The 24,717-nt window shown below is 69.7% G+C and carries 20 protein-coding genes, 6 pseudogenes and 2 other annotated features; of the genes and pseudogenes, 16 read left to right on the top strand and 10 right to left on the bottom strand.

Features of this window, described 5'->3' with window-relative positions; genetic code table 11:
- Positions 1 to 552 precede the first annotated feature (552 nt).
- A pseudogene (locus G4Q83_RS12170) lies at positions 553 to 795 on the bottom strand (transposase); the annotation flags it as partial.
- Between the two features lie 151 nt (positions 796 to 946).
- Between G4Q83_RS12170 and G4Q83_RS12165 the strand changes: the two are divergent.
- The 3 genes and pseudogenes from G4Q83_RS12165 to G4Q83_RS12155 form a co-directional block, all read left to right on the top strand.
- Positions 947 to 2,002, top strand: coding sequence for a glycosylasparaginase (locus G4Q83_RS12165; RefSeq protein WP_128421578.1), 1,056 nt, complete (start codon positions 947 to 949; stop codon positions 2,000 to 2,002).
- A gap of 14 nt (positions 2,003 to 2,016) precedes the next feature.
- Positions 2,017 to 2,739 carry a copper homeostasis protein CutC gene (locus G4Q83_RS12160; protein ID WP_128421579.1) on the top strand — a complete coding sequence of 241 codons (723 nt, stop codon included), beginning with the start codon at positions 2,017 to 2,019 and terminating at the stop codon, positions 2,737 to 2,739.
- A gap of 103 nt (positions 2,740 to 2,842) precedes the next feature.
- Positions 2,843 to 3,633 (top strand): annotated as a pseudogene (locus tag G4Q83_RS12155) (transposase); the annotation flags it as partial.
- Positions 3,128 to 3,248: a sequence feature (AL1L pseudoknot), on the top strand. (Overlaps the previous pseudogene by 121 nt.)
- A gap of 111 nt (positions 3,634 to 3,744) precedes the next feature.
- Here the strand turns inward: G4Q83_RS12155 and G4Q83_RS12150 are convergent.
- Together G4Q83_RS12150 and G4Q83_RS12145 are read right to left on the bottom strand one after the other, a co-directional pair.
- Entirely contained in the window at positions 3,745 to 4,626 is an 882-nt protein-coding gene (locus tag G4Q83_RS12150) for a leucine-rich repeat domain-containing protein (RefSeq protein WP_128420883.1), read from the bottom strand.
- A 144-nt stretch (positions 4,627 to 4,770) separates the two neighbouring features.
- The gene (locus G4Q83_RS12145) at positions 4,771 to 5,859 is read right to left on the bottom strand and encodes a sialidase family protein (RefSeq protein WP_128420884.1); all 1,089 of its coding nucleotides are present in this window, start codon (positions 5,857 to 5,859) and stop codon (positions 4,771 to 4,773) included.
- A gap of 111 nt (positions 5,860 to 5,970) precedes the next feature.
- Here G4Q83_RS12145 and G4Q83_RS12140 point away from each other — a divergent pair, with 111 nt between their 5' ends.
- The 10 genes from G4Q83_RS12140 to G4Q83_RS12095 all read left to right on the top strand — a co-directional run bounded on the left by G4Q83_RS12140 (position 5,971) and on the right by G4Q83_RS12095 (position 15,250).
- Positions 5,971 to 7,353, top strand: coding sequence for an alpha-L-fucosidase (locus tag G4Q83_RS12140; RefSeq protein WP_128420885.1), 1,383 nt, complete (start codon positions 5,971 to 5,973; stop codon positions 7,351 to 7,353).
- A gap of 572 nt (positions 7,354 to 7,925) precedes the next feature.
- On the top strand, positions 7,926 to 10,142 hold the full coding sequence (locus G4Q83_RS12135; RefSeq protein WP_128420886.1) for a hypothetical protein: 2,217 nt from the start codon (positions 7,926 to 7,928) through the stop codon (positions 10,140 to 10,142).
- A complete protein-coding gene (locus G4Q83_RS12130) occupies positions 10,139 to 10,375 on the top strand; it encodes a hypothetical protein (protein ID WP_128420887.1) in 237 nt (78 codons plus the stop codon). Before G4Q83_RS12135 ends, G4Q83_RS12130 begins: the two co-directional genes overlap by 4 nt.
- A 332-nt stretch (positions 10,376 to 10,707) precedes the next feature.
- The gene (locus tag G4Q83_RS12125; protein ID WP_211288315.1) at positions 10,708 to 11,211 is read left to right on the top strand and encodes an RNA polymerase sigma factor; all 504 of its coding nucleotides are present in this window, start codon (positions 10,708 to 10,710) and stop codon (positions 11,209 to 11,211) included.
- A gap of 158 nt (positions 11,212 to 11,369) precedes the next feature.
- A complete protein-coding gene (locus tag G4Q83_RS12120; RefSeq protein ID WP_128420889.1) occupies positions 11,370 to 11,603 on the top strand; it encodes a RebB family R body protein in 234 nt (77 codons plus the stop codon).
- Between the two features lie 415 nt (positions 11,604 to 12,018).
- A complete protein-coding gene (locus G4Q83_RS12115) occupies positions 12,019 to 12,492 on the top strand; it encodes a hypothetical protein (protein ID WP_128420890.1) in 474 nt (157 codons plus the stop codon).
- A gap of 43 nt (positions 12,493 to 12,535) precedes the next feature.
- Positions 12,536 to 13,105 (top strand): hypothetical protein, encoded by a 570-nt coding sequence (locus G4Q83_RS12110; RefSeq protein WP_128420891.1) that lies wholly within the window; start codon positions 12,536 to 12,538, stop codon positions 13,103 to 13,105.
- Positions 13,106 to 13,418: 313 nt separating this feature from the next.
- On the top strand, positions 13,419 to 13,739 hold the full coding sequence (locus tag G4Q83_RS12105; RefSeq protein WP_128420892.1) for a RebB family R body protein: 321 nt from the start codon (positions 13,419 to 13,421) through the stop codon (positions 13,737 to 13,739).
- 86 nt (positions 13,740 to 13,825) lie between these two features.
- On the top strand, positions 13,826 to 14,176 hold the full coding sequence (locus G4Q83_RS12100; RefSeq protein WP_128420893.1) for a RebB family R body protein: 351 nt from the start codon (positions 13,826 to 13,828) through the stop codon (positions 14,174 to 14,176).
- Between the two features lie 210 nt (positions 14,177 to 14,386).
- The gene (locus G4Q83_RS12095) at positions 14,387 to 15,250 is read left to right on the top strand and encodes a Crp/Fnr family transcriptional regulator (protein WP_128420894.1); all 864 of its coding nucleotides are present in this window, start codon (positions 14,387 to 14,389) and stop codon (positions 15,248 to 15,250) included.
- A gap of 286 nt (positions 15,251 to 15,536) precedes the next feature.
- On the opposite strand, the pseudogene G4Q83_RS12090 reads toward G4Q83_RS12095, so the two are convergent.
- The 3 genes and pseudogenes from G4Q83_RS12090 to G4Q83_RS12080 form a co-directional block, all read right to left on the bottom strand.
- Positions 15,537 to 15,780: pseudogene (locus G4Q83_RS12090) on the bottom strand (glycoside hydrolase family 15 protein); the annotation flags it as partial.
- A gap of 43 nt (positions 15,781 to 15,823) precedes the next feature.
- On the bottom strand, positions 15,824 to 16,726 hold the full coding sequence (locus G4Q83_RS12085) for an SDR family oxidoreductase (RefSeq protein ID WP_128420896.1): 903 nt from the start codon (positions 16,724 to 16,726) through the stop codon (positions 15,824 to 15,826).
- 473 nt (positions 16,727 to 17,199) lie between these two features.
- Positions 17,200 to 17,496: a hypothetical protein gene (locus tag G4Q83_RS12080; RefSeq protein WP_128420897.1), complete on the bottom strand. Its 297-nt coding sequence runs from the start codon at positions 17,494 to 17,496 to the stop codon at positions 17,200 to 17,202.
- 177 nt (positions 17,497 to 17,673) lie between these two features.
- Here G4Q83_RS12080 and G4Q83_RS12075 point away from each other — a divergent pair.
- From G4Q83_RS12075 to G4Q83_RS12065, 3 pseudogenes are all read left to right on the top strand, one after another.
- A pseudogene (locus G4Q83_RS12075) lies at positions 17,674 to 18,180 on the top strand (alpha-ketoglutarate-dependent dioxygenase AlkB); the annotation flags it as partial.
- 49 nt (positions 18,181 to 18,229) lie between these two features.
- Positions 18,230 to 19,456: pseudogene (locus G4Q83_RS12070) on the top strand (IS3 family transposase).
- Positions 18,508 to 18,624: a sequence feature (AL1L pseudoknot), on the top strand. It overlaps the preceding pseudogene by 117 nt.
- A gap of 172 nt (positions 19,457 to 19,628) precedes the next feature.
- A pseudogene (locus G4Q83_RS12065) lies at positions 19,629 to 20,255 on the top strand (HD domain-containing protein).
- A gap of 192 nt (positions 20,256 to 20,447) precedes the next feature.
- Here G4Q83_RS12065 and G4Q83_RS12060 read toward each other — a convergent pair.
- The 4 genes from G4Q83_RS12060 to G4Q83_RS12045 all read right to left on the bottom strand — a co-directional run bounded on the left by G4Q83_RS12060 (position 20,448) and on the right by G4Q83_RS12045 (position 24,691).
- Complete coding sequence (locus tag G4Q83_RS12060) at positions 20,448 to 21,548, bottom strand: Glu/Leu/Phe/Val dehydrogenase dimerization domain-containing protein (RefSeq protein ID WP_128420898.1); 1,101 nt, start codon at positions 21,546 to 21,548, stop codon at positions 20,448 to 20,450.
- Positions 21,549 to 21,796: 248 nt separating this feature from the next.
- Positions 21,797 to 23,389 (bottom strand): S53 family peptidase, encoded by a 1,593-nt coding sequence (locus tag G4Q83_RS12055; protein WP_128420899.1) that lies wholly within the window; start codon positions 23,387 to 23,389, stop codon positions 21,797 to 21,799.
- A 164-nt stretch (positions 23,390 to 23,553) separates the two neighbouring features.
- Positions 23,554 to 24,105, bottom strand: coding sequence for a hypothetical protein (locus G4Q83_RS12050; RefSeq protein ID WP_128420900.1), 552 nt, complete (start codon positions 24,103 to 24,105; stop codon positions 23,554 to 23,556).
- A gap of 130 nt (positions 24,106 to 24,235) precedes the next feature.
- Positions 24,236 to 24,691: a hypothetical protein gene (locus tag G4Q83_RS12045; RefSeq protein ID WP_246432077.1), complete on the bottom strand. Its 456-nt coding sequence runs from the start codon at positions 24,689 to 24,691 to the stop codon at positions 24,236 to 24,238.
- Between the last annotated feature and the right edge of the window lie 26 nt (positions 24,692 to 24,717).

Here is a 24,717-nt window from a genome sequence, read left to right as displayed (position 1 = left end):
GCGGCGAGCGTCGCGGCCGGGCCAGTCCGGGCAAGACGCCCTTCGTGACCGCCGTGCAGTGCAGCCCTGAAGGCCATCCGATCGCCATGCGCATGGACCGGCTGGCCGGTTTCCGCACAACCCACCTGGCCGCTTGGGCCAATCGCGCGCTGCTGCCCGGTAGCCGCGGGGCGTCCGACCGGCTGCGCAGCGTTGCGGCGATTACCCAGGCCCGCTGCCTGCGCACGGCCATCGTCACCGGCAGCGGGGGGGCCGACCGAGCCGGCCTTGGCCTGGGTCAATACCTTAGCTGGGCAACGTCAAAAGCGCCTTGCATGGCACCTATCATGCACGGCGGCCCAAGGACCTGCAGCGCTGCCTGTCCGAATTGTGCTGCCGCTTCAACCGGCCCTTGGACTTGGCCGCCATGGTGCGGCGATGGATCTTCGCGGCGGGGCCTACGCCACCGCTGCCGTATCCAAGGGCAACGCTGGATGCATGATGTGGGGAATCAGGAATTCATTTCATCTATCTGGCATTCCTGACGCTGCTGCTCAAAAGATCGTGAACAGGCTCTTGGATCAGGTCGTTCTCGAAGAACTGTTCGGCCAGCAGCTTCTTCCGCCGTGCGTTATCGGCCTCCAATTCCTTGAGCCGCTTGGCATCGGGCACGCTCATCCCGCTTAGCTTGCTGCGCCGCAGGGAGTACGAGACCTCGCTGACGCCATGGCGCCGGCACAGGTCCTCGATCGCCACCCCGGCTTCGGCCTCGCGCAGGAAGCCGAGGATCTGCTCTTCGGTAAAACGCTTTTCCACGTCTGATCTCCTTCTCGTGGGGCATTGGCCTCCAAACCGCTGCGCTACTCAAAACCGGGGGGACGTCGATTCAATCCCATCCCACTCTGCCGCATGATGCGAGGCTCGGCGCGCGCTGTCCTGTGCGCGCTTCCAACGCCGGAGTCTCCCCATGCCCCAACGCCGCCATTTCCTGAAAACCGCCGCCTTTGGCGCCCTGGCCGCCGGGTTGGGCGGGATGTTGCCGGGGGCGCGTGCCGCGTCCGGGGTCAAGTCCGGGGTGGCGCCGCTGCCGCGTGGCGCGGCGCGGGTGGTCTCGACCTGGGATTTCGGGATCGCGGCGAACCAAGCGGCGTGGCAGGTGCTGTCGCGCGGCGGCGCGGCGCTGGATGCGGTGGAGGCAGGGGTGAAGGTGCCGGAGGCCGATCCGAACAATCCCACAGTCGGGCTGGGTGGCTATCCCGATCGCGATGGGCGGGTCACGCTCGATGCCTGCATCATGGATCATACCGGCGGCTGCGGGTCGGTGGCGGCGCTGGAGGACATCGTGCATGCGATCTCGGTGGCGCGGCGGGTGATGGAGAAGACGCCGCACGTGATGCTGGTCGGCGACGGAGCGCTACAGTTCGCGCTGGCGCAGGGCTTCGAGCGCACCAACCTGCTCACGCCGTCGTCGGAGAAAGCGTGGAAGGAGTGGCTGAAGAAATCCGAGTACAAGCCGGAAGCGAACATCGAGAACCGCGCCTACCAGCAGGGCGCGCTGCCCGGCGGCAAGGACAACCACGACACCATCGGCATGCTGGCGCTGGACGCGCACGGCAATCTGTCCGGGGCGTGCACCACCAGCGGGATGGCGTGGAAGATGCACGGGCGGGTCGGCGACAGTCCGATCATCGGTGCCGGGCTGTACGTGGACAACGAGGTGGGCGGTGCGACATCCACCGGCGTCGGCGAGGAGGTAATCCGCAATGTCGGCAGTTTCGCGGTGGTGGAGATGATGCGCCAGGGCAAGCGTCCGGCCGAGGCGTGCCGCGAGGTGGTGATGCGCATCGTGCGGCGCAAGCCGCAGCTGACCCGCGACCTGCAGGTGGGGTTCCTGGCGATGAACCGGCGCGGCGAGGTCGGCGCGTTCGCGATCCAGCCCGGTTTCAGTTATGCAGTCTGCGATGCCCAGCGACAGGACCTGTTGCTGCAGGGGCCGAGCCATTTCGCGGGGCCGGCGGCATGAGCGGGGCGGCGCCGATGGGACTGGAAGTGGCGGCCGGTTCGATCGGCTCGGCGCTGGCGGCGCAGGCCGGCGGGGCGATGCGGGTGGAGTTGTGCGGCGGCCTGGACGGCGGTGGGTTGACGCCTTCGTTCGGTACGCTGGCGGTGTTGCGCGATCGCGTGACCATTCCGCTGTACGTGCTGATCCGCCCGCGGGTCGGCGATTTCGTGTTCGACGAGGCGGACGTGGAGGCGATGCGCCGCGATGTGGAGCAGTGCGTGCGGCTGGGCTGCGACGGGGTAGTGCTCGGTGCACTGGACCCGGCCGGCGAGGTCGACATGGCGACGATGCGCGTGCTGATCGCCGCCGCCGCATCGCTCGGCGTCACCTTCCACCGTGCGATCGATGTCAGCGCCGATCCGTCGCGGGCGCTGGAGGATGCCATTGCGCTGGGCTGCGAACGCGTCCTGACCTCGGGTGGGCGGGCAACGGCACTGGAAGGCATCGACACCATCGCGGCGCTGGTGCGCCAGGCCGGTGGGCGCATCGGCGTGATGCCGGGAGCCGGCATATCCGAGCAGAATGCGCACGCATTGCGCGTGCGCACCGGGGCGCGCGAGTTCCATGCCTCGGCGCGCGGTCCGGTCGTCGCGCAGGTGCATGCGCCGCATCCGTCTATTCGCGACCTGGGCGGCGACTATCAGCGGACCGACGTTGCGCGCGTGCGCCGCATCGTCGCGGTGTTGCAGGAGTCCTAGCGCCCTGGCAGCGTGCTGTGGTCGGTCTGCACAACAGCGCCCGATCTGCGGGCTGAACCGCCGCGGGATTCCAGGAGGCTCCAACTGTTGAGAGGATGGCGTCATGAGCAAGCCAGTGAAGTATTCCCCCGGACGTGCGGGGGCGGTCGGCGCCGATGGTGCTGGAGCGCCAGGACAGGCACGGCTCGCCGTGGGCGGCGATCGAATCGATGGCCGGGAAGATCGGTTGCACGGCCGAGACGTTGCGCTGGTGGGTGCGCCGAGCCGAGCGTGACCAAGGCCAAGGGCTGCGGCCTGGCCTGACGGCGCAGGCGCGGGCGCGGATGAAGGCGCTGGAGCGCCAGGTCCAGGAGCTGCGGCAGGCCAACGGGATCCTGCGCAAGGCATCGGCGTCTTTCGCCCAGGCGGAGCTGGACCGCCGCTTCACGCCATGACCGGGTTCGTCGCCGCGCATCGCGATGCCGACGGGGTCGAGCCGATCTGCCGGGGACTTCGTGCTCGATGCGCTGGAGCAGGCCGCGCAGGCCCGGGCGCGGGTCGGAAACCAGGCACTGATCCATCACCGCGACCGCGGCGTGCAATACGTCGGCATTGGCGACAGCGAACGGCCGACCGAGGCCAGGATCGCGCCGTCGGTGGGCCGCGTCGGTGACAGCTGCGAGCGCGAAGCCTGCCCTGGGGCACACCGCGCTGGCCGAGACGATCAACGGTCTGTACAAGGCCGGGGTGATCCACCGCAGGACGTGGGGCAACCGCGAGCAGGTGGAACCGGCCGCGCTGGATGGGGTGCACGGGTACAACCACAAACGACGGCTGGGGCCGATCGGGCACAGCCGGCCGGCAGAAGCCGAAGCGGCTTACCCTCGGCAGCAAGCCGGTCGGGCCGAGGCGGCCGGACTCAAACCGAACGGCCTCCAGAAAAGCCGGGGCGGTTCAGTTCTGCACAGCGCCAGCGTCAGACGGTCAGGCCCTGTGTCCCAGAGAGAAGCGTCGAGGCGCGCGAGATTATCGGGAAGCGCTCAGTCCACTGTTGTTGGTAATGAAGAGCGTCTTCGGGTTGCCGAGGTCGCACAGCGACTCAGGCAGGGCCGTCAGCAGGCTGTTGCAGAGTTGCAGGTGGCGAAGATTGCGCAGGTCCCCGATCGATTCCGGAAGCGACTGCAGGCAAGCGGTGTTGATGTATATGTTCGTCAGGTGAGCGAGAGGCGATATGTCCCGGGGGAACTGTGGAAGCGGACTGAGCTCCACCTTCAAGGAAGGGTGGTCTGGTCTTGACGCTGTTGCGAGGATGCGTGCCGTCTCCTGCAGCACCGTGGGGATGTGCGCTTGGACGTCATTGATCTGTCCAGCCATCCGTTCCCAATGTGGACCCCATGAGGCGAGATTCCGTTCGCACGCGTGCTGCCATTGCTGCAGGTGCTCCCGCAACGGAACGGCCCCGCTGTCCGTGGTGCGCTGTTGACCTGCACTCTGGACCTGCGGCGATGCGGTGGCGACGCGCGGCAACAGCTGCGGCGAATCGACAGCGTCGAGGTGGAATCGCCTGCGCTCGGTGTCGTTCAGGCGTGGCGGCCCGCGGCTGTCAACTGGCTCTGGGGCCGGCCTCGCGGATGCAGGGAGGGACGGGTTCCTTGCCAACTGATTCAGCCTGCGCAGCGTTCGCGTGGCCGGTGGTGCGGCCGAGGACGAAGCGCCGGAGTGCGGCTGGCGCTGCTGCCGGTCCGGCACACGCAGGGAAAAACCCGCGTGCTCCATCGCTGCGGCAGCCCCAAAATCGGGCGGCGAGCCTGCGCCAGGCGCAGGCGTTCGTGCCGGCGCATCCGCTCGCCAAGGATCGGCACTGCTGTGCCGGCTCGAGGATGCGCTGGGGCGGTCGATGCGGTGCATGGACGGCCCTCACTGTGCCGGTTGTGCGGTCAGCGAGTGGCCTGCTTCGATGGGTCGTGTCCACGCCGGGGGACGAGGCATTGATGCTCGAGGCGAACTGTCCACGCGTCGATCGGTGCGGACAGCGCCAGCCCGTCGCGGCGGTCAGTGCGCGGCGGGCGTGATCGCGCGGCCGCCAAGCCGTGCCGGATCCAGCGCCACGTGGCGGATGCGCTGGCGTTTCCAGGTGTAGCTGATGTGCACCAGGCCGTCGCGGGTCTGGATCACCGCCGGATAGGAGAATTCGTCCTTGGGGCTGTCCTCCAGGGTCAGCACGCGGGTCCAATGCGTGCCGTCGTCGGACAGCGCCACCGCCAGCGTGCCGCGGCCGTCCCACCAGTCCTTGCCGGCCTGGGTGGGGTTGTAGACCAGCAGCGCGCGGCCATCGGCCAGCATCACCGCATCGGTGCCGGCATTGGGATTGGCCAGGTCGAGCAGGGTCATCGGTTCCCAGCTGCGGCCGTGGTCGCGCGACCAGACGCTGAACACGTGGTTCTGCCGGCTGCGGCCGATCGCCTGCACGCTGCCGTCCGCATGCACCAGCACGCTGGGCTGGATCGCGCCGATCCGCTCGGGGGCGTTCAACGCCGGGCCGCGGGTCCAGTGCGCGCCGTCGTCGTCGGACCATTCCATGTGCGCGACCCAGCCGGCGTCCTCGCTGCTGCTGGGGCTGAGGATGCGGCCGTCGGCCAGTTGCACCGGCTTGTTCTTGATCGGGCCGAGGATGCCGTCGGGCAGGCGAGAGGGCGCGGACCAGTGCGCGCCGCCATCGGCGGAGGTGGTCTGCATGCCCCACCAGCGCTTCGGGTCCGGGCCGACCTTGTAGAACAGCCGCAGCGGCCCTTGCGCAGGCTGGAACAGCACCGGATTCCACGCCGGCAGCGACTTGCCCTGCGGCTGCGCGCCGTCGGCCACGCGCTGCGCCGGCTGCCAGCCGTGCGCGTCGCGTCGCGCGACCCAGATGCCGACGTCGTCGGCGCCTTCGTGGCGTCCGCCGAACCAGGCGGCGAGCAGCCCGTCGCGGGTTTCCACCAGCGTCGAGGCGTGGCATTGCGCGGTCGGCGGGTGGGCGTCGACGAATTCGCTATAGACGATCGGCGACGGCAGGCCAGGCGACGGCATGGCCGGCGCAGGGGCGGCGATCGCGCGCACGGCGAACAGCCACAGCAACGGGAGTCGCGAGGGGGGCAGCATGGTGGTCCGGTCCTGCGTCGATTTGGAAGATACCTATTTATCATCAATTAAATACCATATGCTGTTTGTGCCGGCAGCAACGGCTGCCCCCGACGACTGCGAGGACCCGCGATGCCGAACCGCCCGCTCTCTCCGATCCGCTGGCTGGCCGCCCTTGGCCTGACCGCGCTGGCCGCGCTGGCCGCGCCGAATGCGCTGGCGGACAGTTTCTCCGAGGTGAAACCGTCGCCGCAGCAGGTCGCCTGGCAGGACCTGGAGTTCGGCGTGATCGTGCACTTCGGCACCAATACCTTTCTGGACCGCGAGTGGGGCGACGGCACCGCCAGCCCGGCGGTGTTCAATCCGGACCAGGTGGATCCCGCGCAATGGGCGCGCGCGTCCAAGGCGGCCGGCGCCAAGTACCTGATCCTGGTCGCCAAGCACCACGACGGCTTTTCGCTGTGGCCGACCAGCGAGAGCGAGTACTCGGTGAAGAACAGCCCGTGGCTGGGCGGCAAGGGCGACCTGGTGAAGATGACCAGCGAGGCGGTGCGCAAGCAGGGCATGGGCTTCGGCATCTACCTGTCGCCGTGGGATCGCCACGAGCCCAGGTACGCCGATCCCAAGGCCTACGACAAGTACTACGCCGCGCAACTGGTGGACCTGGCCTCGCACTACGGCCCGCTGACCGAATGGTGGCTGGACGGCGCCGGCAGCGCCGGCCATGTCTACGACTTCGACAAGTACCTGGAAGAGCTGCGCACCTACCAGCCCAACGCGATGGTGTTCGCCGACACCGCGTTGTTCGAATACGGCGACGTGCGCTGGGTCGGCAACGAGGCCGGGGTGATCGAAGGCGAGAACTGGAACGTGATCGATCGCCACGGCTACCTGCGCTGGCGCCCGGTGGAAGTGGACACGCCGCTGCACAAGCTGCAGTGGTTCTGGCACCCTAACAGCGCCGCGACGCTGAAGAGCGTGGACGAATTGGTGCAGATCTGGGAAGACAGCGTCGGCCGCGGCGGCCAGTTGGTGCTCGGCATCGCCCCGGACAAGCGCGGCCTGCTGCCCGATGCCGACGTCAAGCGGCTGGAGGAGATGGGCCAGGCGCTGCAGGCGCGCTACGGCGCCGAGCGCAACCTGGTGCGCGGCCGGCTCAAGGCCGACGCCGCGATCGCCGCGGCGGTGGACGGCGACCGCGACACCTTCTGGAGCGCACCGGCCGGTTCGCACCACGCCACGCTGGAACTGCAGTTCAAGCAACCGGTGACCTTCGACAGCGCGATGTCGATGGAATGGCTCAACGCCGGCCAACTGGTGCAGAAGTACGCGGTAGAAGTGTTCCGCGACGGCGCATGGGTCAAGGTGGCGCAGGCCGAGGCGATCGGGCACATGAAGATCGACCGCTTCCCGGCGGTCACCGCCTCGCGCGTGCGCCTGAACATCCTGTCCAGTGCCGATGCGGCGCACATCCGCGAGTTCCAGCTGTTCGATGTGGGCGCCGCCGCGCGCTGACCGCACCCGACCGCGACACCTCCAGGCCGTACCCGGTGCCAAGCCGGGTGCGGCTTTTTTTTCACATCGCGCCCGCGGCAGCGTTTGGGAAGGTGTCGCCGAGCACTGCGATTGCCCGCCGCCGCGCACCGCGCGGGAGCGGCATGCGCATGATCGAAGCGATCCCTTCCCCTGCGGAGGAGTGCCATGCTCGATACCAACGGTGGCCGCCGATCCCGTGCCCGATCGGCATGGACGCGCGCCAGGCGCCTGCGCCGTATGCGCCTGCGCCAGGCCTGCTGCGTGACGCTGGCCTGCATCGCGGTGGTGCTGGCGCCGTCCTGGGATGGGCGTGCGCGGGCACCGCCGCCGCCCGCGATCCACGGCGCGCCGCCCGATAGCGGCGAACGCCGCGGCGATCGCGCGCCGCTTCCCCGGGTGCCGCCATGGCCGTCGCCGCTGTGTCGCGCCGCCCCATGCCTGCCTCCGGATTCCCGCATCGCCGCGCTGCCGGAGGCGCCAGCCAACCGGGTTGCGGCCCTGTCCCGCGGCGGTGGGTGCCGCTGCCGTTCTCTTCCTTCCAAGGATCCGCCATGGCCTATTTCAAGCTCGCCGAACAGACCCAGCTGAACCGCTACGTCTGCGATTTCCACAGCCACTTCACCGGCATCCTGCCGACGCAGCGCAAGCGTCCCGACGACGCGCGGCCGTCGCTGGCGCAGTTGCTGGCGCAGCGCTTCTACGCCAACGATGCACACGCGCAGGTCAAGGGCGAACTGCGGCTGTTCGGCTATGCGCTGATGCTGATGATCGAGCGCACCGGCAACTCGTTCGCGCGGCTGTTGCACAGGCCCGACCGCGCCGAGTACGAACGCGCAGAATGCGTGGCGGAGAACGTGTACATCGCATGCCAGGTGATGGCGGCCGACGCTGGCTACGTGCGCGATGAACTGGCGCTCCCGCCGCAGGCGCCGACGCTCTACGAACTGGTCGACCACGAGATCATCGCGCCTGCGCTGGCCTCGGCGCAAGGCCCTGCCGACAGTCTGCGCACGCTGGTGCGCTACTTCAACAACAAGATCTACGGCGCCAGCAAGTACACCCCGTTCGACGATGCCTACAAGTTGCGCGGTCATTTCGTGAAGCAACTGTGCCAGGGCGATCCCGCCAAGTACGACAGCTGGAGCGAATCGCAGAAGGCCGACTACCGCATGTGGGTGCGGGCGACCTTCGACTTCCTGCGCGAGGACGGCGTGCTGTTGATCCAGGCCGCCGCCGCCGAGGACGAGATCCCGCAGCTGGCGCAGCTGGCGCAGGGATATAACGAAGACTACGGCACCGACTACCGCCTGCTGGTGCACTCGCCCCATCACTACATGCGCGACGGCGCGTTGAGCGCGCACCTGACCGAGAAGGTCGCGCCGCTGCTCACCGGGCAGGGAAACGGCCATGCGACCATCGTCGGGCTGGATCTGCTGGGCGCGGAGAACAAGGTCGGCAATTACGCTGAGCTGTTCGCGTGGTTGCAGGCGAACGCCGGCGCGCTGGGCGGCAACTTCGGCGCCGGCGCCGGCGCCGGCGCCGGCAAGCGCGCCTTGCGCGCGATCGTGCACATCCACTGCGGCGAGGGCAGCGGCTTCGGCACCGAGAACCGCTCGGTGGTGGGCTACTACATGCACCAGGTGGGCGACCCGGATCGGCGGTTTTACGCCGCGCTGTCCGCGTACGTCCTCGATGCGTGGTCCGCGGCACAGGCCAGGCGCCGCGACAGCCGGCGCGGTAGCCGCGGGACCGCGGTCCCGCAGGGCCTGTTCGAGGAGCTGTTCGCCAATACCGCCTTCAGCCACGGCGGGCATGTGCTGCGCCGCTTCGACGTCAATGCGCCGCTGTCGCGCGAGCTGGCCGGGTACCACGCCAAGCGCAACGTGATGGCGCTGAGCCAGACGCTGGACCAGCCATCGGCAACTCCCGGGACCGATTGCTACCACGCGCTGGTGCACGGCAACGCGCTGTTCGCGTTCCGTCTGGGCCACGATTACTACTACCGCAGCTACATGGCCGCGCGCTATCCGTGGCTGGCTTTCGACACCAACCTGGGCAGCAATGTGATCACCGGTGCGTCGGGGGTGTTCGACTCGGTGCAGGGCTACCGGCTCAACCGCGGATACCGGCAGTTGGACGGGTACATCGATACCGATGTGCTGGAGGCGGTCGGCAATGCCGTGCTCAGCATGGAGTCGCAGGGCCTGGATCGTGCACAGATCGCCAGGTTCCTCGCCCTCGGCCAGGCGCAGGGCGACCTGGCGACCACGCTGCAGCAGAACCGGCAGTGGTTGCAAGAGCAACTGCGGGCGGCGCTGGGGCCGATCTACGAGCCGGCGCAGGGCGATTTCCTGTTCGATACCTACTGCAAACTGGCGCTGTACTGCGCCGGCGACGCGCCCGCCGCGGCGCTGCGCTATCAAGCGATGGTGCGCGTCCTGCTGGTGTTCCAGAACTGGCGCTCCTACCTGCTCGGCGCCGATGGCCAGGGCGTGGAGCATACCGGCATACAGCACGAGTACCTGCGCATGCTGGTGCTGTTGGTCTACAAGCTGCTGCCGAACAACCAGAACGAACTGCAGGTGGATCTGCTGCAAACCCTGTCGGCGCTGTTGCGCAGGCTGGCGCTGGGCTACTGGCGGGTCACCATCGGCCAGCCCGCCACGCTGGAAAGCAAGGGCGGCCCGCTCGGGCTGGAATCGCTGGACGGCTTCAAGGGCCCGGCTTCGGTGGTGGTGGTGCGGCGCGCGCCGCCGGCCAAGCCATGATGGCCGCGCACGCGGCGGCGATGGACGAGATCGCCGAGTACCTGTGGCAAGCGCCGTTGGCGCCGCCACCGTCCACCGCCGCCGCACCGCCGCCGGTGGACGTGGTGGACGCGGCGGCGCCGGCAGCCGCACCGCCAGTGCAGCCCTGTTCGCCGAAGCTGGATCAGCTGCTGCATGCACTGAGCGATCCCAACGTCCTCGACGCCCTGATCAAGCTGCTGCGACCGCGCTGATCCGCGCCACGCCACGCCTGCACGCCAGACATGCCGATCCGGGCCTGATTGCATCCGCAGCAGGCCCTGTTTTTTTGCTTGCGCGCGCAGCAGCGGCACCGCCGCCGGCGTGCACCGGCGTATGCATGCGTAGACAAAACGGCGCCGCATGGCGCGCGCGACGCGATCGCCGGCCGCCGCGGCGTGGCGTTGTCACCCAGGGAACAGCTATCGCCCGCACCCGCCGCGGAGACTCGATGCACAGGGGATTTTGTGGGGAGTGTGCGATGGATGTGGCAAAGGGGAAGGGAAAGGGGAATGCGGATGGCGGCCGTTTCGCCAGGGCCGACGAGATGTTCACGCATGCGTGGCGCACCGCCTTGCCGGATCTGCGCAGGCGTGCGTTGCGGCTGGTGAACGGGCGCCTGGATGCGGCCGAGGACCTGCTGTCCGATACCGCGGTGAAGGCGCTGCTGTTCATACGCCGCTCGCCGGACGCGATGACCGATCCGCAGGGCTTCCTGTTCGTGGTGTTGCGGCATGTGTTCCTGGATGCGGTCAGGCGCCGCCGCAGCGGCGCCGGGCCGCTGGACCAGCAGCAGGCCAAGGACGTGGACACCGTGGCCGATCGGGCGATGACGGCGTTGCAGCGTGCCGAACTGGACGACCAACTGCAGCGGGTGGTCGCCGCGGTGGCGGCGCTGACCCGCGCGCAACGCCGCCTGTTCGCCTACCGCTTCGTCGACGAGTTGCCGTACCCGATGATCGCCACGCTGCTCAGCATCAACCAGCCGCTGGTGCGCAAGCGCGTGGAATTGCTGCGCAAGCGCCTGCGCCTGGCGCTGGTGGCGGAATGAGCGCAGCGACCGCGGTTTCACAAGCCGCCCATGGCGGCGTTTCATTCAACGCCGGGCCGGCTAGGGCCGCGGCAACGCGGGCGCCGCGTCCGACCCACGGCATGGCGCCGTGATCGCCGCGGCGCTTCCCGGCATGCGACTTACGAAGGAACAGGTTCATGGCAGACAACACGCTCGTCAATTCGCAGATCACCGACGCGGTCACCCAGACCAACGTCAAGGTGGTGGCCGAAGCGCCCGCTCAGGCGATCGCGTCGCTGTACCAGGTCGCCAGCCACTCCACCGGGCTGGCGTTGCAGAACGCGGTGCACAGCCAGCAGGCGTTGAATCAGGTGTCCAACGCGGTGGTGTCCAAGGCCGTGGCACTGATCATGGCGATCGGCGAGAAGTGACGCGGCGGCGCCGTTCGCGTGGGGTCCGGTGAAGATACGGCGTCGATCCATCCTCCAGGAGAGTGGTATGTGGCCTTTCGGAAGCAAGCAGACCCCGCCGTCGTCGCCCACGGCCGCCGTGGCGTTGCCGGCGCCGGCCGCCCAGGCGCCTGCGCCCGCCGCGCCAGGTGCAGCGCCTGCGCCGAGCGCCGCGTCGGCAGGCGTCGCGCCAGCGGCCGCATCCGCGGCGCCGTCTCCCGCGGATGCGGCGCCCGCCGCGCCTGCCGCCACGGACAGGTCCGCCGCCGCGCCGACCGGCACGGGCGGGGGCGGGGACAGCAGCGACGCGGCTGCCGCGTCCGCGGCCGCCGGCGGCGCCCCGCCGCCGCCAGTGGCACCGGCCGCTCCGTCGCCATCGCCATCGCCGTCGCCGTCGATGCTCAAGACGCTCAACGCGCGCATGCTCGCTCAGGCCGCGGCGCCGACCCCGGCCAGCGATGCGCTCAACGGCAAGATCGTGCAGGCGGTGCAGCTCAGCAACGCCGAGACGATGGCCTACGCGCCATCGCAGATCGTGGTCGGTCCGAACATGCTGGTCAGCCAGGCGGCCGGCCTGATCGCGCAGTCGGCGGCGGTGTACTTCGACGGCGTCAGCAAGATGGCGTTGGCCAGCCAGGGCGTGCTGATCAAGCAGATGACCGAGAATCTGGCCGAGAACAAGCTCGAGCAGGCGGCCGAGGATGCGCTGGGCGTGCTGGCGACCGACGTGCTGGTCGGCGCGGCTGCCGCGGTGGCCGCCGCGGCCGGGGCGCTGGAAGCCGAATCGGCCGGCTTGGCCATCGACAAGATCGACGCGAGCATCGCCAAGTACGCCGACCTGATGCGCGCGCGCAAGCAGGCGGCGCTGTGAACGCCGTGCCCCCTCCACGCCTCCACGTCCGCCGGGAACCGCCATGCAGCACAACCAAGAACCCGCAATCGATCCGCTGTACAGCTTCGCCCAGCGCTGGCTGGGGCGCGACCTGAGCGATAGCGAACGTGCCCAGTTGCAAGCCTTCGCGCTGTCCACCGGCGGCGCGCAGGGCAAGCCCCCGCCCAAGGCGCGGGAGATGTCGAGATCGCTGATCGACGCCGAACGCCAGCGCGTGGACGGCCTGATCGCGCACATGCTGCACGGTATGCAGGACGCCGCGCGCGGTGTCGAGCTGGCCGGCGGCGCCAGCGGCCAGGCCGTGCTGGATGCGGTCTCGTCCGCCCAGTCGCTCGACGCGCTGCGTCCGGGCCGGTTGCGGCAACCGCACAGCGGCGAGACCAGCGGCAACCAGTTGCTGGTGGCGCAGATCGCCGATCGCCTGGGCAACCTGGTGCGCAGCGAGGTGCAGGCCTGTTTCGAACGCGAGTTCGGCAGCCTGGCGCAGCAGATGCAGTCGGTGGTGGAAGCGGCGCGTGCGAACGGGCTGGTCGGTTCGCCGCCCGCGGCCGATGCCGGCCAGCAGCTGCCGGTTGCCCCGCCATCGGCCTGATGTGCCGATACGCGTATGGCCGCACATGTCCGTCCGATGGCGGACGTGCACGGCCGTGCGTGCAGTCGTACGCCTGTGGCGGGCGCTGTCCAAGGATGCGCACGCCTGCGTGCGGCCCACGCCAATCGCGCCTGCGGCAGCGGCACGGGCGGCGTGCGGCGCAACGCCGCCTCCGCATCGCCCTGCACGACGGCGCGGGGAGACCGGACGACGGGCGGCGAGACAAGTGCGGCGTCCGGTTTCACAGGGTGTGCAGTGTCTCGTTTTCAGTGATCGTACGGCATGCGCCGTACCCCAACCCAGGAGCGAACACATGGCATTTCCCACCGCCGTCAACGACCAGATCACCGATGCGGTCACCCAGTCCAACGTCAAGGTGATCGGCGAAGCGCCGGCCTTTGCGATGGCGTCGATCTACCAGAGCATGGCGCACTCGACCGGCATCCTGTTCGAGAACGCCGTCTCCGCGCAGCAGCAGCAGAACACGCTGGCGCAGGCCGCGGCCAACCAGGGCGTGATGCAGATCTACAGCCTGGATACCGCCGCCGCCGCCGGCGCCACCGAGAAGATCGCCCAGACCGGCGTCTCCGACAACCTGACCAGCCTGCTGACCGTGCTCAACGCGTTCAAGTAAGCGCCGGCGCGCACGCCGTCGCCGCAGCGCGGCGACGTTAGCGCAGCACCGGTTCCCGCTGTTCCTTTCCCAACGAGGATCGTTTCATGGCATTTCCCACCGCAGTCAACAATCAGATCACCGATGCCGTCACCCAGTCCAACGTCAAGGTCATCGGCGAGGCGCCGGCGTTCGCGATGGGCTCGATCTACCAGAGCCTGGCGCATTCCAGCGGCATCCTGTACCAGAACGCGGTCGCGTCGCAGCAGCAGCAGAACACGCTGGCGCAGGCGGCCAACAACCAGGGCGTCATGCAGATCTACAGCCTGGACACCACCGCGGCCGCGGGCGCGTCGGAGAAGATCGCGCAGACCGGCGTGTCTGACAACCTGACCAGTCTGATGACCGTGCTGCAGGCGTTCAAGGGCAGCAGCGGCGTCCCGGGCCTGGGCACCTGACGGCAGCGCGTGCGCACGACGCGCGTTCCGGCCGCGCCGTGCTTTGCCGGCTTCGCCCCCTTCGGTCCGCAGGCGTGCGGGCCGCCGCGGCGCGGACAGCGCCGCTTCCCATCGCCACTTGCCCGCCACCGGCATGCGCCTTGCTGCCTGCCGCAGCAGGATGCGCTCGACGCCAAGCGCCGCGCACTGCGGCGCTTCAGAAGAGGGAGTATGGACTTTCCTATAGTCGCCAAGCCCGAAGCCGTAGACACTGGCGCTGTGGCCCATCCCGGCAGCGACCTGCAGACGCGCACGGCGCGCGATCGGCATCGGCGGCTGCTGGAGCGGTCGGCGCTGTTCCATGGACTGCCTGCCGCATTGCTCGAACATCTGCTCGCGCATGCCAGCCAATGCGAACTGGCGCCGGGCAGCGTGCTGTTCTTCAAGCACGACCCGAGCAGCTTCGTCGGCGTGCTGGTGCGCGGGCGCCTGTACAAGGTGCTGTACGGCCCGGACGGGCAGGAACTGATCGTCGGCACGATCGAACCGGGCGGACTGGTGGACGAGGCCGCGCTGCTCGAACCGCACGGACGCAGCTTCACCGTGATCGCGTTCGATGCCAGCACCGTGCTCAAGCTGTCGCGCCGCCATTTCGCCACGCTGATGGACTCGCCGTTGCTGCAGCAACGCATCGACGCGCTGTTGCGGATGCGCCTGCGGCAGGCCCTGGACAGCCTGGAGAGCATGTGCCTGCACCGCCTGGAAGTGCGTCTGGCGCGCTACGTGCTGCGCCAGCTGGAACTGCACGACTGGCAGCGCGGCGGCAGTTGCGCGATCGCGTTGCCGCCGACCCAGAGCATCCTGGCGGCGATGCTCAACGTCAGCCGTTCCAAGCTCAATGCGCAGTTGCAAGCGTGGAAGCGCAGCGGCCTGGTCAGCCGCCGCCGCAACCTGCTGCGCATCCACGACCTGGATGCGCTGTGCGCCAAGGCCTATCTGCATACCAAGGCGCCGCCGCCCACCGTGGTGTGGCACGGCGAGGAGGGCGCGCGGTCTGCGCCGTACCTGCCGCTGCTGCCTTACAACGCCGGATAGCGCATCGTCGATCCCACGATGCCCTGCAGGAGCGACTCCGGCTGGCCTCGGGCCATCAGCCGCGACAGGTTTTCCTCGGGGCGCAGATCGCACCGATCTTGCGCGCGCCAATTGCTTGCCAAGGCAAGGACTCGGCAATGCCTAGCAATCGTGCTTGGATCCGATCGCCGCGTATGTGGCCGTGTTTCCTCGCTGATCGGGATCGGTGCGGTGGGCTGGCGGCGTAGCCGCCCGGCGCGGCTTCTCCTGGCAGCGGTCCGGTACGCTGCATCCGGCGCCGCCGCTAATGGCGCAGCATCGCCATCACCGGGCCGACGTGGAACACGCGGCCGTTGGGAGTGTCGCTCAGCCAGGGCGCGGCCTTGCCGGCGTGGGTGCCGGGACGGAACTGCACGTTGAATTCGACGCTGTGCCGTCCGGCCTTCCAGCCGCCGCGCCAACTCCGACCACGGCAGGCGCCCGGCCTGGCCGCTGTTGAGCGATTCGGTCAGGCGCGCGCAGCCGCTGTTGGTGCGGACGGTGGTCTCCAGTCGGCGTCGCGTTGCGCGGCGCGCGCAGGCGAGGTGCGCTTGCTCAAGACAGCAACAGGCCACCGGTGGCACCGATGATCTCGCCGGTGACGTAGCTCGATTCCTGCGAAGCCAGCAGCACGTACAACGGCGCCATCTCCACCGGCTGCCCGGCGCGCTTGAGCGGCGTTTCCGAGCCGAACGCGGGGATCTTTTCCGACGGCTGCCCGCCGCTGGGCTGCAGCGGCGTCCACACCGGCCCCGGCGCGACCGCGTTGACGCGGACGCCCTTGTCGGCCAGCTGCTGCGCCAGCGCCTGGGTGAAGTTGGCGATGGCCGCCTTGGTCGGGGCGTAGTCGATCAGCATCGGCGAGGGCTGGTAGGCCTGGATCGAGGTGGTGTTGATGATCGTGGCGCCCGGCGGCAGGTGCGGCACCGCCGCCTTGCACAGCCAGAACATCGCGAACACGTTGGTGCGGAAGGTGGCCTCGAACTGCGCGCTGCTCAGGTCGGCGATGTCCTTCACCGCGGTCTGCTTGCCGGCCACGTTGACCAGGATGTCCAGGCCGCCGAGCGCTTCCACGCTCTTGGTCACCAGGTCCTGGCAGAACGCCTCGTCCTGCAGGTCGCCGGGCAGGCTCACCGCCTTGCGGCCCTCGGCTTCGATCAGCGCCACCACCGCGGCGGCATCCTGGGCTTCCTCGGGTAGGTAGTTGAGGACGATGTCGGCGCCTTCGCGTGCGTAGGCGATCGCCGTGGCGCGGCCGATGCCGGAATCGGCGCCGGTGATCAGCGCCTTGCGGCCGGCCAGGCGGCCGCAGCCCTGGTAGGTCTGTTCGCCATGGTCGGCGGCCGGCTGCAGGGCGCGCACGGTGCCAGGCGGCGACTGGGTTTGTGCGGGGAATTCCGGCTGCGGGAACTGGGTCAGCGGGTTCTGCATGGTGAACTGGTTCTTGGCGGCAGACATGCAAGATCTCCTTGCGATGGGGGAAGTGGAGAGGCGCAGACCGAGGTGGGATGTACTGGGCAGGCAATGCAGTCGAGTATCGAAAGCGCGCGGCCGCAGCAGCGTGAACGGAATGGGCACGACGCGTGAAAATGCCACGTGGCGCGACGCTCCGGCCGGATGCGGCCGCTGCCTGCACGGCGGACGACGCGCGACGAATCTTGCGTTCGCCGGCGATGCGGTCGGCGCCGCATGCTGCGCGCAGGCGGATCCGAATCGGCGCAACAGATCCGGATGCCGCGCAGCGGCTATGTGCGCACGGGCGCGCGGCGGCAGGCGTCGCGCCGGTGTCGCAACAGGCGCCAGCACGCGCCGCCGTCGTGGCGCGCGCGCCATCGGCGGGTTGGCGGGCGCGGTGCTTGTTGCAGGCGATGGGCGCTTGCGCTACCGCGACGCCGCTGCAGCGACGCCCCGGCGGACGCTGCGCGGGCAGCTCAGCGGCGTGTACGCCGCCACGCGATCAACGCGACCGCGGCCAGCGCGGCGGCGGCACCGAGCGCGACGATCTGCGCCATACGCTGCCTGCGCTCGTGCCTGCGCTCGTGCCTGCGCAGGCGATCATCCGTGCCGCCTGCGGATAACGGCGGCCGGAACACGTTGCGGGCGGTGGCATGCGCCACGCCATTCGCCACGCCATGGGCTGCCGCCGCGGCCGCCGACGCCCGCGTGGCAGCGCCAACGGCGCCGGGGACGGTGGTACTGCCTGCGGTGGTGCTGGCCGCTGCTGTCATGCGTGCGTATCGCCTGTGCTGGAGGTGCGTTTCATGTTCCCAAGCGCGACGTTAACGCAGTGCAGGCGAGAAGTAAGAATGCGGTCCACCGCCGCTTGCACAGGCTCGCGTCGCAGCCGCTGAGCCGTTCACCTGCTCGGATGGCGCTCTCTTCGCCGCATCCCCATCTTTCCGCCCATGGACCTGTTCGCCTGCGCCGACGACGCCCCGCACTGCCTGTTGCACGACGCCCAGGGTGGCATCCGCTATTGGCCGCGGTTGCTTGATCCGGCCGTGGCGCAGGCCTGGTTCGAGGCGTTGCGCGATGGCGCGCACTGGCGGCGCCTGCGCCGGCCGATGTACGACCGGGCGGTGGACGTACCGCGGCTGCTGGCCTCGTACCAGTTGCCGGCCCTGCCCGAGACCCTGCCGTTGCGCGAATTGCATGCCGCGGTGTCGGCGCGCGTGCCGACCCCGTACATCGCCGTGGGCTTGAACCTGTACCGCGATGGCCGCGACAGCGTGGCGATGCACAACGATGCGCCGCATCCGATCGCGCTGGTGTCGCTGGGCGCGCCGCGGCGCATGAGCATCCGCGCCAAGGCCGGCGATCGCCGCGGCATCGGCGTGGAGCTGGCGCCGGGCAGCCTGCTGGTGATGAGCCACGCGTCGCCGCTCAGTCACGAGCACGGCATCCCCAAGTCTGAACCGCCCCGGGATTCCTGGAGTCTCCAACCTTTGAGAGGATGGAGTCATGAACAAGCAAGTGAAGTACTACCGGGAAGTCCCGGAACGTGCCGTGCGGATGGTGCTGGAGCGCCAGGACGAGCACGGTTCGCAGTGGGCGGCGATCGCTTCGATTGCCGGGGAGATCGGGTGCACGGCCGAGACGTTGCGCTGGTGGGTGCGCCGGGCCGAGCGTGACCAGGGGGTGGGCCCGGGCCTGACGACGGACGAGCGGTCGCGGATGAAGGCGCTGGAGCGGGAGGTGCGCGAGTTGCGGCAGGCCGACGAGATCCTGCGCAAGGCGTCGGCGTCTTTCGCCCAGGCGGAGCTGGACCGCCGCTTCACGCCATGATCGGGTTCGTCGCGGAGCATCGCGATGCCGACGGAGTCGAGCCGATCTGCCGGGTGCCGGAGATCGCTCCGTCGACCTATTACCACCACGCGGCCCGCCATGCTGATCCCGACGCCCGCCCGGATCGCTGGTGGCGGGAAGTGGAAGTGCGCCGGATCTGGGGCGGGAACAAGCAAGTGTACGGCGCCAAGAAGGTCTGGAAGCAGTTGCTGCGGGAAGGCTGGCAGGTGGCGCGGTGCACGGTGGAGCGGCTGATGCGTCGGCTTGGCCTGCGTGGTGTGATCCGGGGCAAGGGAGTGAAGACCACGGTGGTCGACCCGACGCGGCCGTGCCCGCTGGATCGGGTGAACCGGCAGTTCCATGCCGACTGGCCGAATGCACTGTGGGTGAGCGACTTCACCGACGTCTCGACCTGGCAGGGCATGGTGTACGTGGCGTTGGTGATCGACGTGTCCGCGCGGCGGATCGTGGGCTGGAAGGCGTCGAGCTCGATGACGACGGACTTCGTGCTCGATGCCCTGGAGCTGGCCTTGCACGCCCGGCAGCGGGAAGGCGAACTGATCCATCACTCCGACAGGGGCTCGCAAGACGTGAGCATCCGCTACAGCGAACGCCTGGCCGAAGCCGTGATTGAGCCGCCGGTGGGCAGCGTAGGCGGCAGTGACGAGCGCGAAGCCTGCCCTTGGGGCACAATGCGCTGGCCAAGACGATCAACGGGCTGTACGAGGCCGAGGTAATCCACCGCAAATCGTGGCGCAACCGCGAGCAAGTGGAACTGGCCACGCTGGACTGGGTGCACGGTTCAACCACAAACGACGGCCGGGACCGATCGGGCACATCCGGCCAGCGGAAGCCGAAGCGGCTTACCCTCGGCAACAAGCCGGTCAGACCAAGGTGGCCTGACTCAAACCAAACGGACTCCAAGAAAGTCGGGGCGGTTCAAGACCGCCAGGCCGGTGGCGCCGCGGATGAGCGTGGTGTTCCGGGCGCGGCCGCTGCCGCAGTGAAGCGGGCGTGGCCGGCGCTTGCGGCGGGTTTCCGCGATAATGCGCGCCTGTCCCGTCAGCAAGGCGGCATGACCGCTCTCACCGAACGCTACGCGCGCGCCGCCGACTACGCCGCACCGGCCATGCCGGCCAGTTCCGCAAGGGTGGCACGGTTGCGTATCTCAACCATGTGCTGGGTGTGTCGACATTGGTGCTGGGGGCGGGCGGCGACGAGGACAAGACGATCGCGGCTCTGCCGCACGACGTGGTCGAGGACTGTGGCGCTGGCCACGCGGCGGTGATCCGCGCGCAGTTCGGCGAAGCGGTGGCGGCGACCGTGATGGGCTGCACCGACGCCAGTGCCGAGAAGGCGTCGCACGAGGACATGCCGGCCAGGCGCCGGGATTGGCGCATGCGCAAGCAGGCTTATCTGGCGCACCTGAGCCAAGCGCCGGCCGCGGTGCTGCTGGTGTCGGCTGCGACAAGCTGTACAACGCGCGCGGCATCGTCGCCGATCTGGACGCTCCCGGCGTGGGCGCGGACGTGTTCGCGCGCTTCACCGCCGGCCGCGACGGCACGTTGTGGTACGCCGCCGCGCTGCACGCGATCTTCGCCGAGCCTTGCGTGCCTTCTCGGCCGTGGAGGTGCGCATGCATGCGCTGGCGGGCGCGGTGTTCGCTGCGCCCGCGGCGAGCGGGAGCGCGGTGCCGGGCTAGCGGGTTTGCGCTTTCGCGGATTGCGGGTGTGGGTGATGCTAGAGCGGGGGGCCTCGCTGTCGCGGCTGAAGCCGCTCCTGCAATGGCTTGGGTGTCTGGTGGTGCGCTGCAGGAGGGGCTTGAGTTCCGACGCCGGCCGGGGCCGGCAGTCGCTGGTCTTCGTCGCGGCGGGGTTCGTGGGGGCGACGTGGCCTATTCGCCGCGCAGGTGTCCCATCGAGCGCGGGGCGGTGCGGCCCAGCGGCAGCTTGAGCTTGCCGATCGCGTGCATGCGCGCTTCGGCGATGCGGTCGGCGGACTGCTGCGGCGGGATGTTCTCGCGCTCGGACAGGTCGAAGATCTTGCCGAGGTTGTGGTACAGGCTGCGGATCAAACGCATCGCGCGTTCGCGGTTGTAGCCGTCGATCTCCAGCGACACGTTCATCACCCCGCCGGCGTTGACCGCGTAGTCCGGTGCGTAGAGGATGCCGCGGCGATGCAGTTCCTCGCCGACCACGGCGCTGGCCAGCTGGTTGTTGGCGGTGCCGCAGATGATCTTCGCCCGCAGCCGCGGCAACATGGCCTCGTCGATCGCGCTCTCCAGCGCGCATGGCGCCAGCACGTCGGCGTCCACGTCGTAGATCTCGTCCGGCTCGACCGCCTCGGCGCCGTACTCGGCGACCGCGCGCTCGACCAGCGCCGGGTCCAGGTCGGTGACGTACAGCTTGGCGCCGCGCTCCTTCAGCAGCTTCACCAGTTCCATGCCGATGTGGCCCAGGCCCTGCACGGCGATGCTGGCCTTGCCGATCTCCTCGTGGCCTAGCTTGCGCTGCAGCGAGGCCATCAACGCCTGCAACGCGCCATAGGCGGTGAACGGCGCCGGATCGCCGGAGCCGCCGTGCGCCTGGTGCACGCCGGTGACGTATTCGGTCTCCAGATAGATCTGTTCCATGTCGTTGACGTCGGTGCCCACGTCCTCGGCGGTGATGTAGCGCCCACCCAGCGAATCCACGTAGCGGCCGAACGCGCGGAACAGCGCTTCGGACTTGTCGGCCTTCGGGTCGCCGATGATCACCGCCTTGCCGCCGCCGATGTTCAGCCCGGCCAGCGCGTTCTTGTAGGTCATCGTGCGGCTCAGCCGCAGCGCGTCGTGCAGCGCGGCCTCGCTGTCGGCATAGGGGCGCATGCGCACGCCGCCCAGCGCGGGACCGAGCACGGTGTTGTGGATGGCGATGATTGCCTGCAGGCCCACGTCGCGGTTGTGGCAGAAGACGACCTGTTCGTGGCCGGTGGCGGCTAGCGTTTCGAAAAGCATGGGGGCTCCGTTGGCGTTGCAGGTGTGGGGACACCTTGGTTCCAGGAACGTCCTAGTGAGGTGCGCAAAACGAAAAACGCGACGGTTCCGGAACGGGTCCCGATCGTCGCGATACCCGCATTTTAAAGCAACTGCCCGCCAACCGGGCAGCGCTTGCGGCACCGGTGCCCGCCCCTGCGGCACAAGCATCTCGGCACTATCTGCGACACTGGCCGGGCGCCGCGCGAGGCGCCGGAGGCGACGCTGGCTCAGTCGGCAACCTTCGCCACCGCCGTGGCCGCGCCCGGCCCGGCGCCGAGCAGGGCGGCGATGCGCGCGCCGTCGGGGACGCCCAGGCCGGTGCAGGCGTCCCAGCCCGGGCCGGCGCGGAAGCCGCCGTTGCTGCCGTCGACGATGTCGCGGCAGGCATCGGCCGCCGCGTACAGCCGTGGCGGCAGGAATACCCGGCGGCCGCCGTTCAGGCCATAGATGCGTGCCAGCAGCGCCGCCCACAGCGGCGCGGCGGCGCTGGTGCCCCCCATCACCGCAGGGCGGCCATCGATATGCACGTAGTAGCCGGTTTCGGCATCGGCGTTGGCGGCCACGTCCGGCACGCCGCGCATGCTCAGCGGTTGCGCCGCCGCCTGCGTAGCGTGCAGCGCCAGGCCCTGTTGCCAGCGCGGCCGGGCGAACACCCGGCTCTGGCCGCCGCCGGTGCCGGGCCAGGCTTGCTCGTGTGTCGCCTGCGCGTCGACCTGCAGGCGGGTACCGCCGCAGGCCAGCACGAACGGGCTGGACGCGGGGAAGCACACGTTCAGGCCGGGCTGGCCGTCGCTGGCGCCGTCGTCGCCGGAGGCCATGCACACGGTGATGCCCATCAGTGCGGCCGCCTGCAGAGCGCGGTTGTAGGCCTCGCGCGACTGCGCCGTCCACAGCGTCTCGGTGAAGCCCCAGCTGATCGCGATGACGTCCGGCGCATGCACGCGATCGTGGATGGCGCTGACGATGGCTTCGAGGAAGCCGTTGTCGGTATTGGGCGCGAAGTACACCACGATCTTGGCGCCTGGGGCGATGGCGCCGGCGATCTGCAGGTCCATCTGCACCTCGATGTCGGCCTTGTGCGTCTGCCCGGTGGGCTGGTTGCGCGCACCGGCCAGCAGCACGTCGACGATCTGCGGCAGCGGCAGCCCCAGCTCGGCGAAGTAGGCGGCCAGCTGCGCGCGCGCGTAGCCGCCGCCCAGCGCGATGATGCCGATGCACTGGCCGGCGCCGTCGTGCTCGGGAAAGCCGTACAGCTCGGCCAGCTGCGGCGGCGTGTACTGGGCGACCGGAGCGGCGGCGGCGGGTGGTGGTGCGTCCTGCGCCCGCGCGCGCGGCAGCGTGCGCGGCAGCGTGCGCGCCTGCGGACGGTCGTCCAGGCCCAGCACCGCGGTCACCACGCCGTGCAGGGCGGCGGGGATCGACACTGCGCCGGTACGCCCGCGGTAGCGCAGGTCGTCATTGCGGTAGTCGCGCAGGTCCACCTGGAACGCGCGGTCGAACTGTTGCACGCTGCCTTCCAGGATCACCGCGCCGCCCTGTGCCAGCGCTTGTTCCACGTGCAGGCCATGGTGCGCGGCGAAGGCTTCGATTGCGCGCACGTCGTCCGCACCGGCAGCGAAACGCGCGGCGAACGCGGTGCGCGACAGCGGCGTCGGCAGGCCGTCGGCGGCGCTGTCGAGCAACTGCGCCGCGGCCGCATCCAGTTCCGGCTGGCGCAGCGCCAGCAGTACGCGCAGGCGATGCGTGGCCGGGAGCTTGCCGGCGTCGACGCAGCCGGGCAGGGGTGTGCGTTCGCTGCCGCAAAGAATCTGGTAGGACATGTGTTGTTCCTGTTGGGGAGGCCGAGGCGAGTATAGGAAGCGCCGCTCTCGGCGGACGAGACGCATGGCGGTGCGTTCGCTGCGCTTCAGGTCGGCCGGCAACGTCGGTTCATGTGTGGTGTGGCATGGCGACGCGAATGCCTGTGCGCCGTCTGTGTGGCCGATCAGCGCGCGGCGTCCTCGTCGGCGAAGAAGGCCGCGGCCGCTTGCGCTCCGAGCAGGCGTTCGCGCATCTCACGCGAGTGCTGCATCTGTCGTCCCGGGTCGGCAGCGTGCGACGAGCGCTCGCCCTCGGCCTGCAGATAGGCGGTGTAGCGGTCGAACCAGGCAAGGACCTGCTGCGCCTGTGCGGCGGGCATCGCTGCGGCGAGATCGCGGTCCAGGCGCACTGCCGCCGGCTGCTGTGCGTCACGCGACGCCAGATGGCGGTCCAGGTAGCGTCGCAATGCCAGGTCCGGCACCAGTTGGCCTTGCCGGTCGAAGTGGAGTTCGCTGCTGGCCTGCGCGCCGTCGGCTGCGGTCGGCGCGTTGGCTGCGGCTGGCGCGGCGTGCTGGCGTGCCGCCACGGCACTGGCAGTGTCGCCGATGGCTTCACCGAGCCCGCGGCGCGAGGCCGCGTCGGTAGGCCGTTCGCGCCACGCGGCTACGCTGGCGATCGCCACCGCCAGCACGGTGATGGCGATCGCGTAGGTCCCGGGCGGTACTCTCGACGGCATCGCTACGGCCCCTTGCGCAGCAGGCGCCGGACCTGGCCGAGGGTGGGAGTCCGGGCCGGGCCGCGGACGGCGCACTCCGGCGACAGCGGCAAGGTCGCACGCGACAGCGAATGCCTGGACATGTGTTTTCTCATGAGCCGCCCGGTGGCGATGGTGCGCGCACTCTCTCAAAGCGGGTGCTGGCGGTCACGTCGCCGCGCAGCATCGTGGCCGCGCCCGGCGTCGCTGCGGCCGGGCGCCGCCATCGACTGGCGGTGCACCCAGTAGCCGTCGCGGAAGCGGTAGCCGTGGCCGCGGTGTTCCCGGCGCGGGCCGACGTAGACGTGTAGGCCGGGCGCGCGACCATGTAGCGGCCGCCGACCCAGACGTGGCGGCGATCGTTGCAGTGCCAGTCGCCGCGCGTGCACACGTCGCCCGGCCGCATCACCGCGCGTTCCAGCCGTGGCGGCGGCGGTGCGGTGCGCGCCGACAGCCCCACGCGCGGGCGCGCCTGTGCGGGCGCGGCGATCATGCCGCCGGCGAGCACGCTCCCCAGCACGCAGGCCAGCGACAAGCGACGAACGAACCTGCGATTCTCCAGGGACATCGGCGGTGCGCCGATGCAAGGGCAAA

This window comes from Xanthomonas theicola (assembly GCF_014236795.1).
Lineage (GTDB): Bacteria > Pseudomonadota > Gammaproteobacteria > Xanthomonadales > Xanthomonadaceae > Xanthomonas_A > Xanthomonas_A theicola.
The sequence above is the reverse complement of the archived record's forward strand: the minus strand, read 5'-3'. Positions and strand labels throughout refer to the sequence as shown.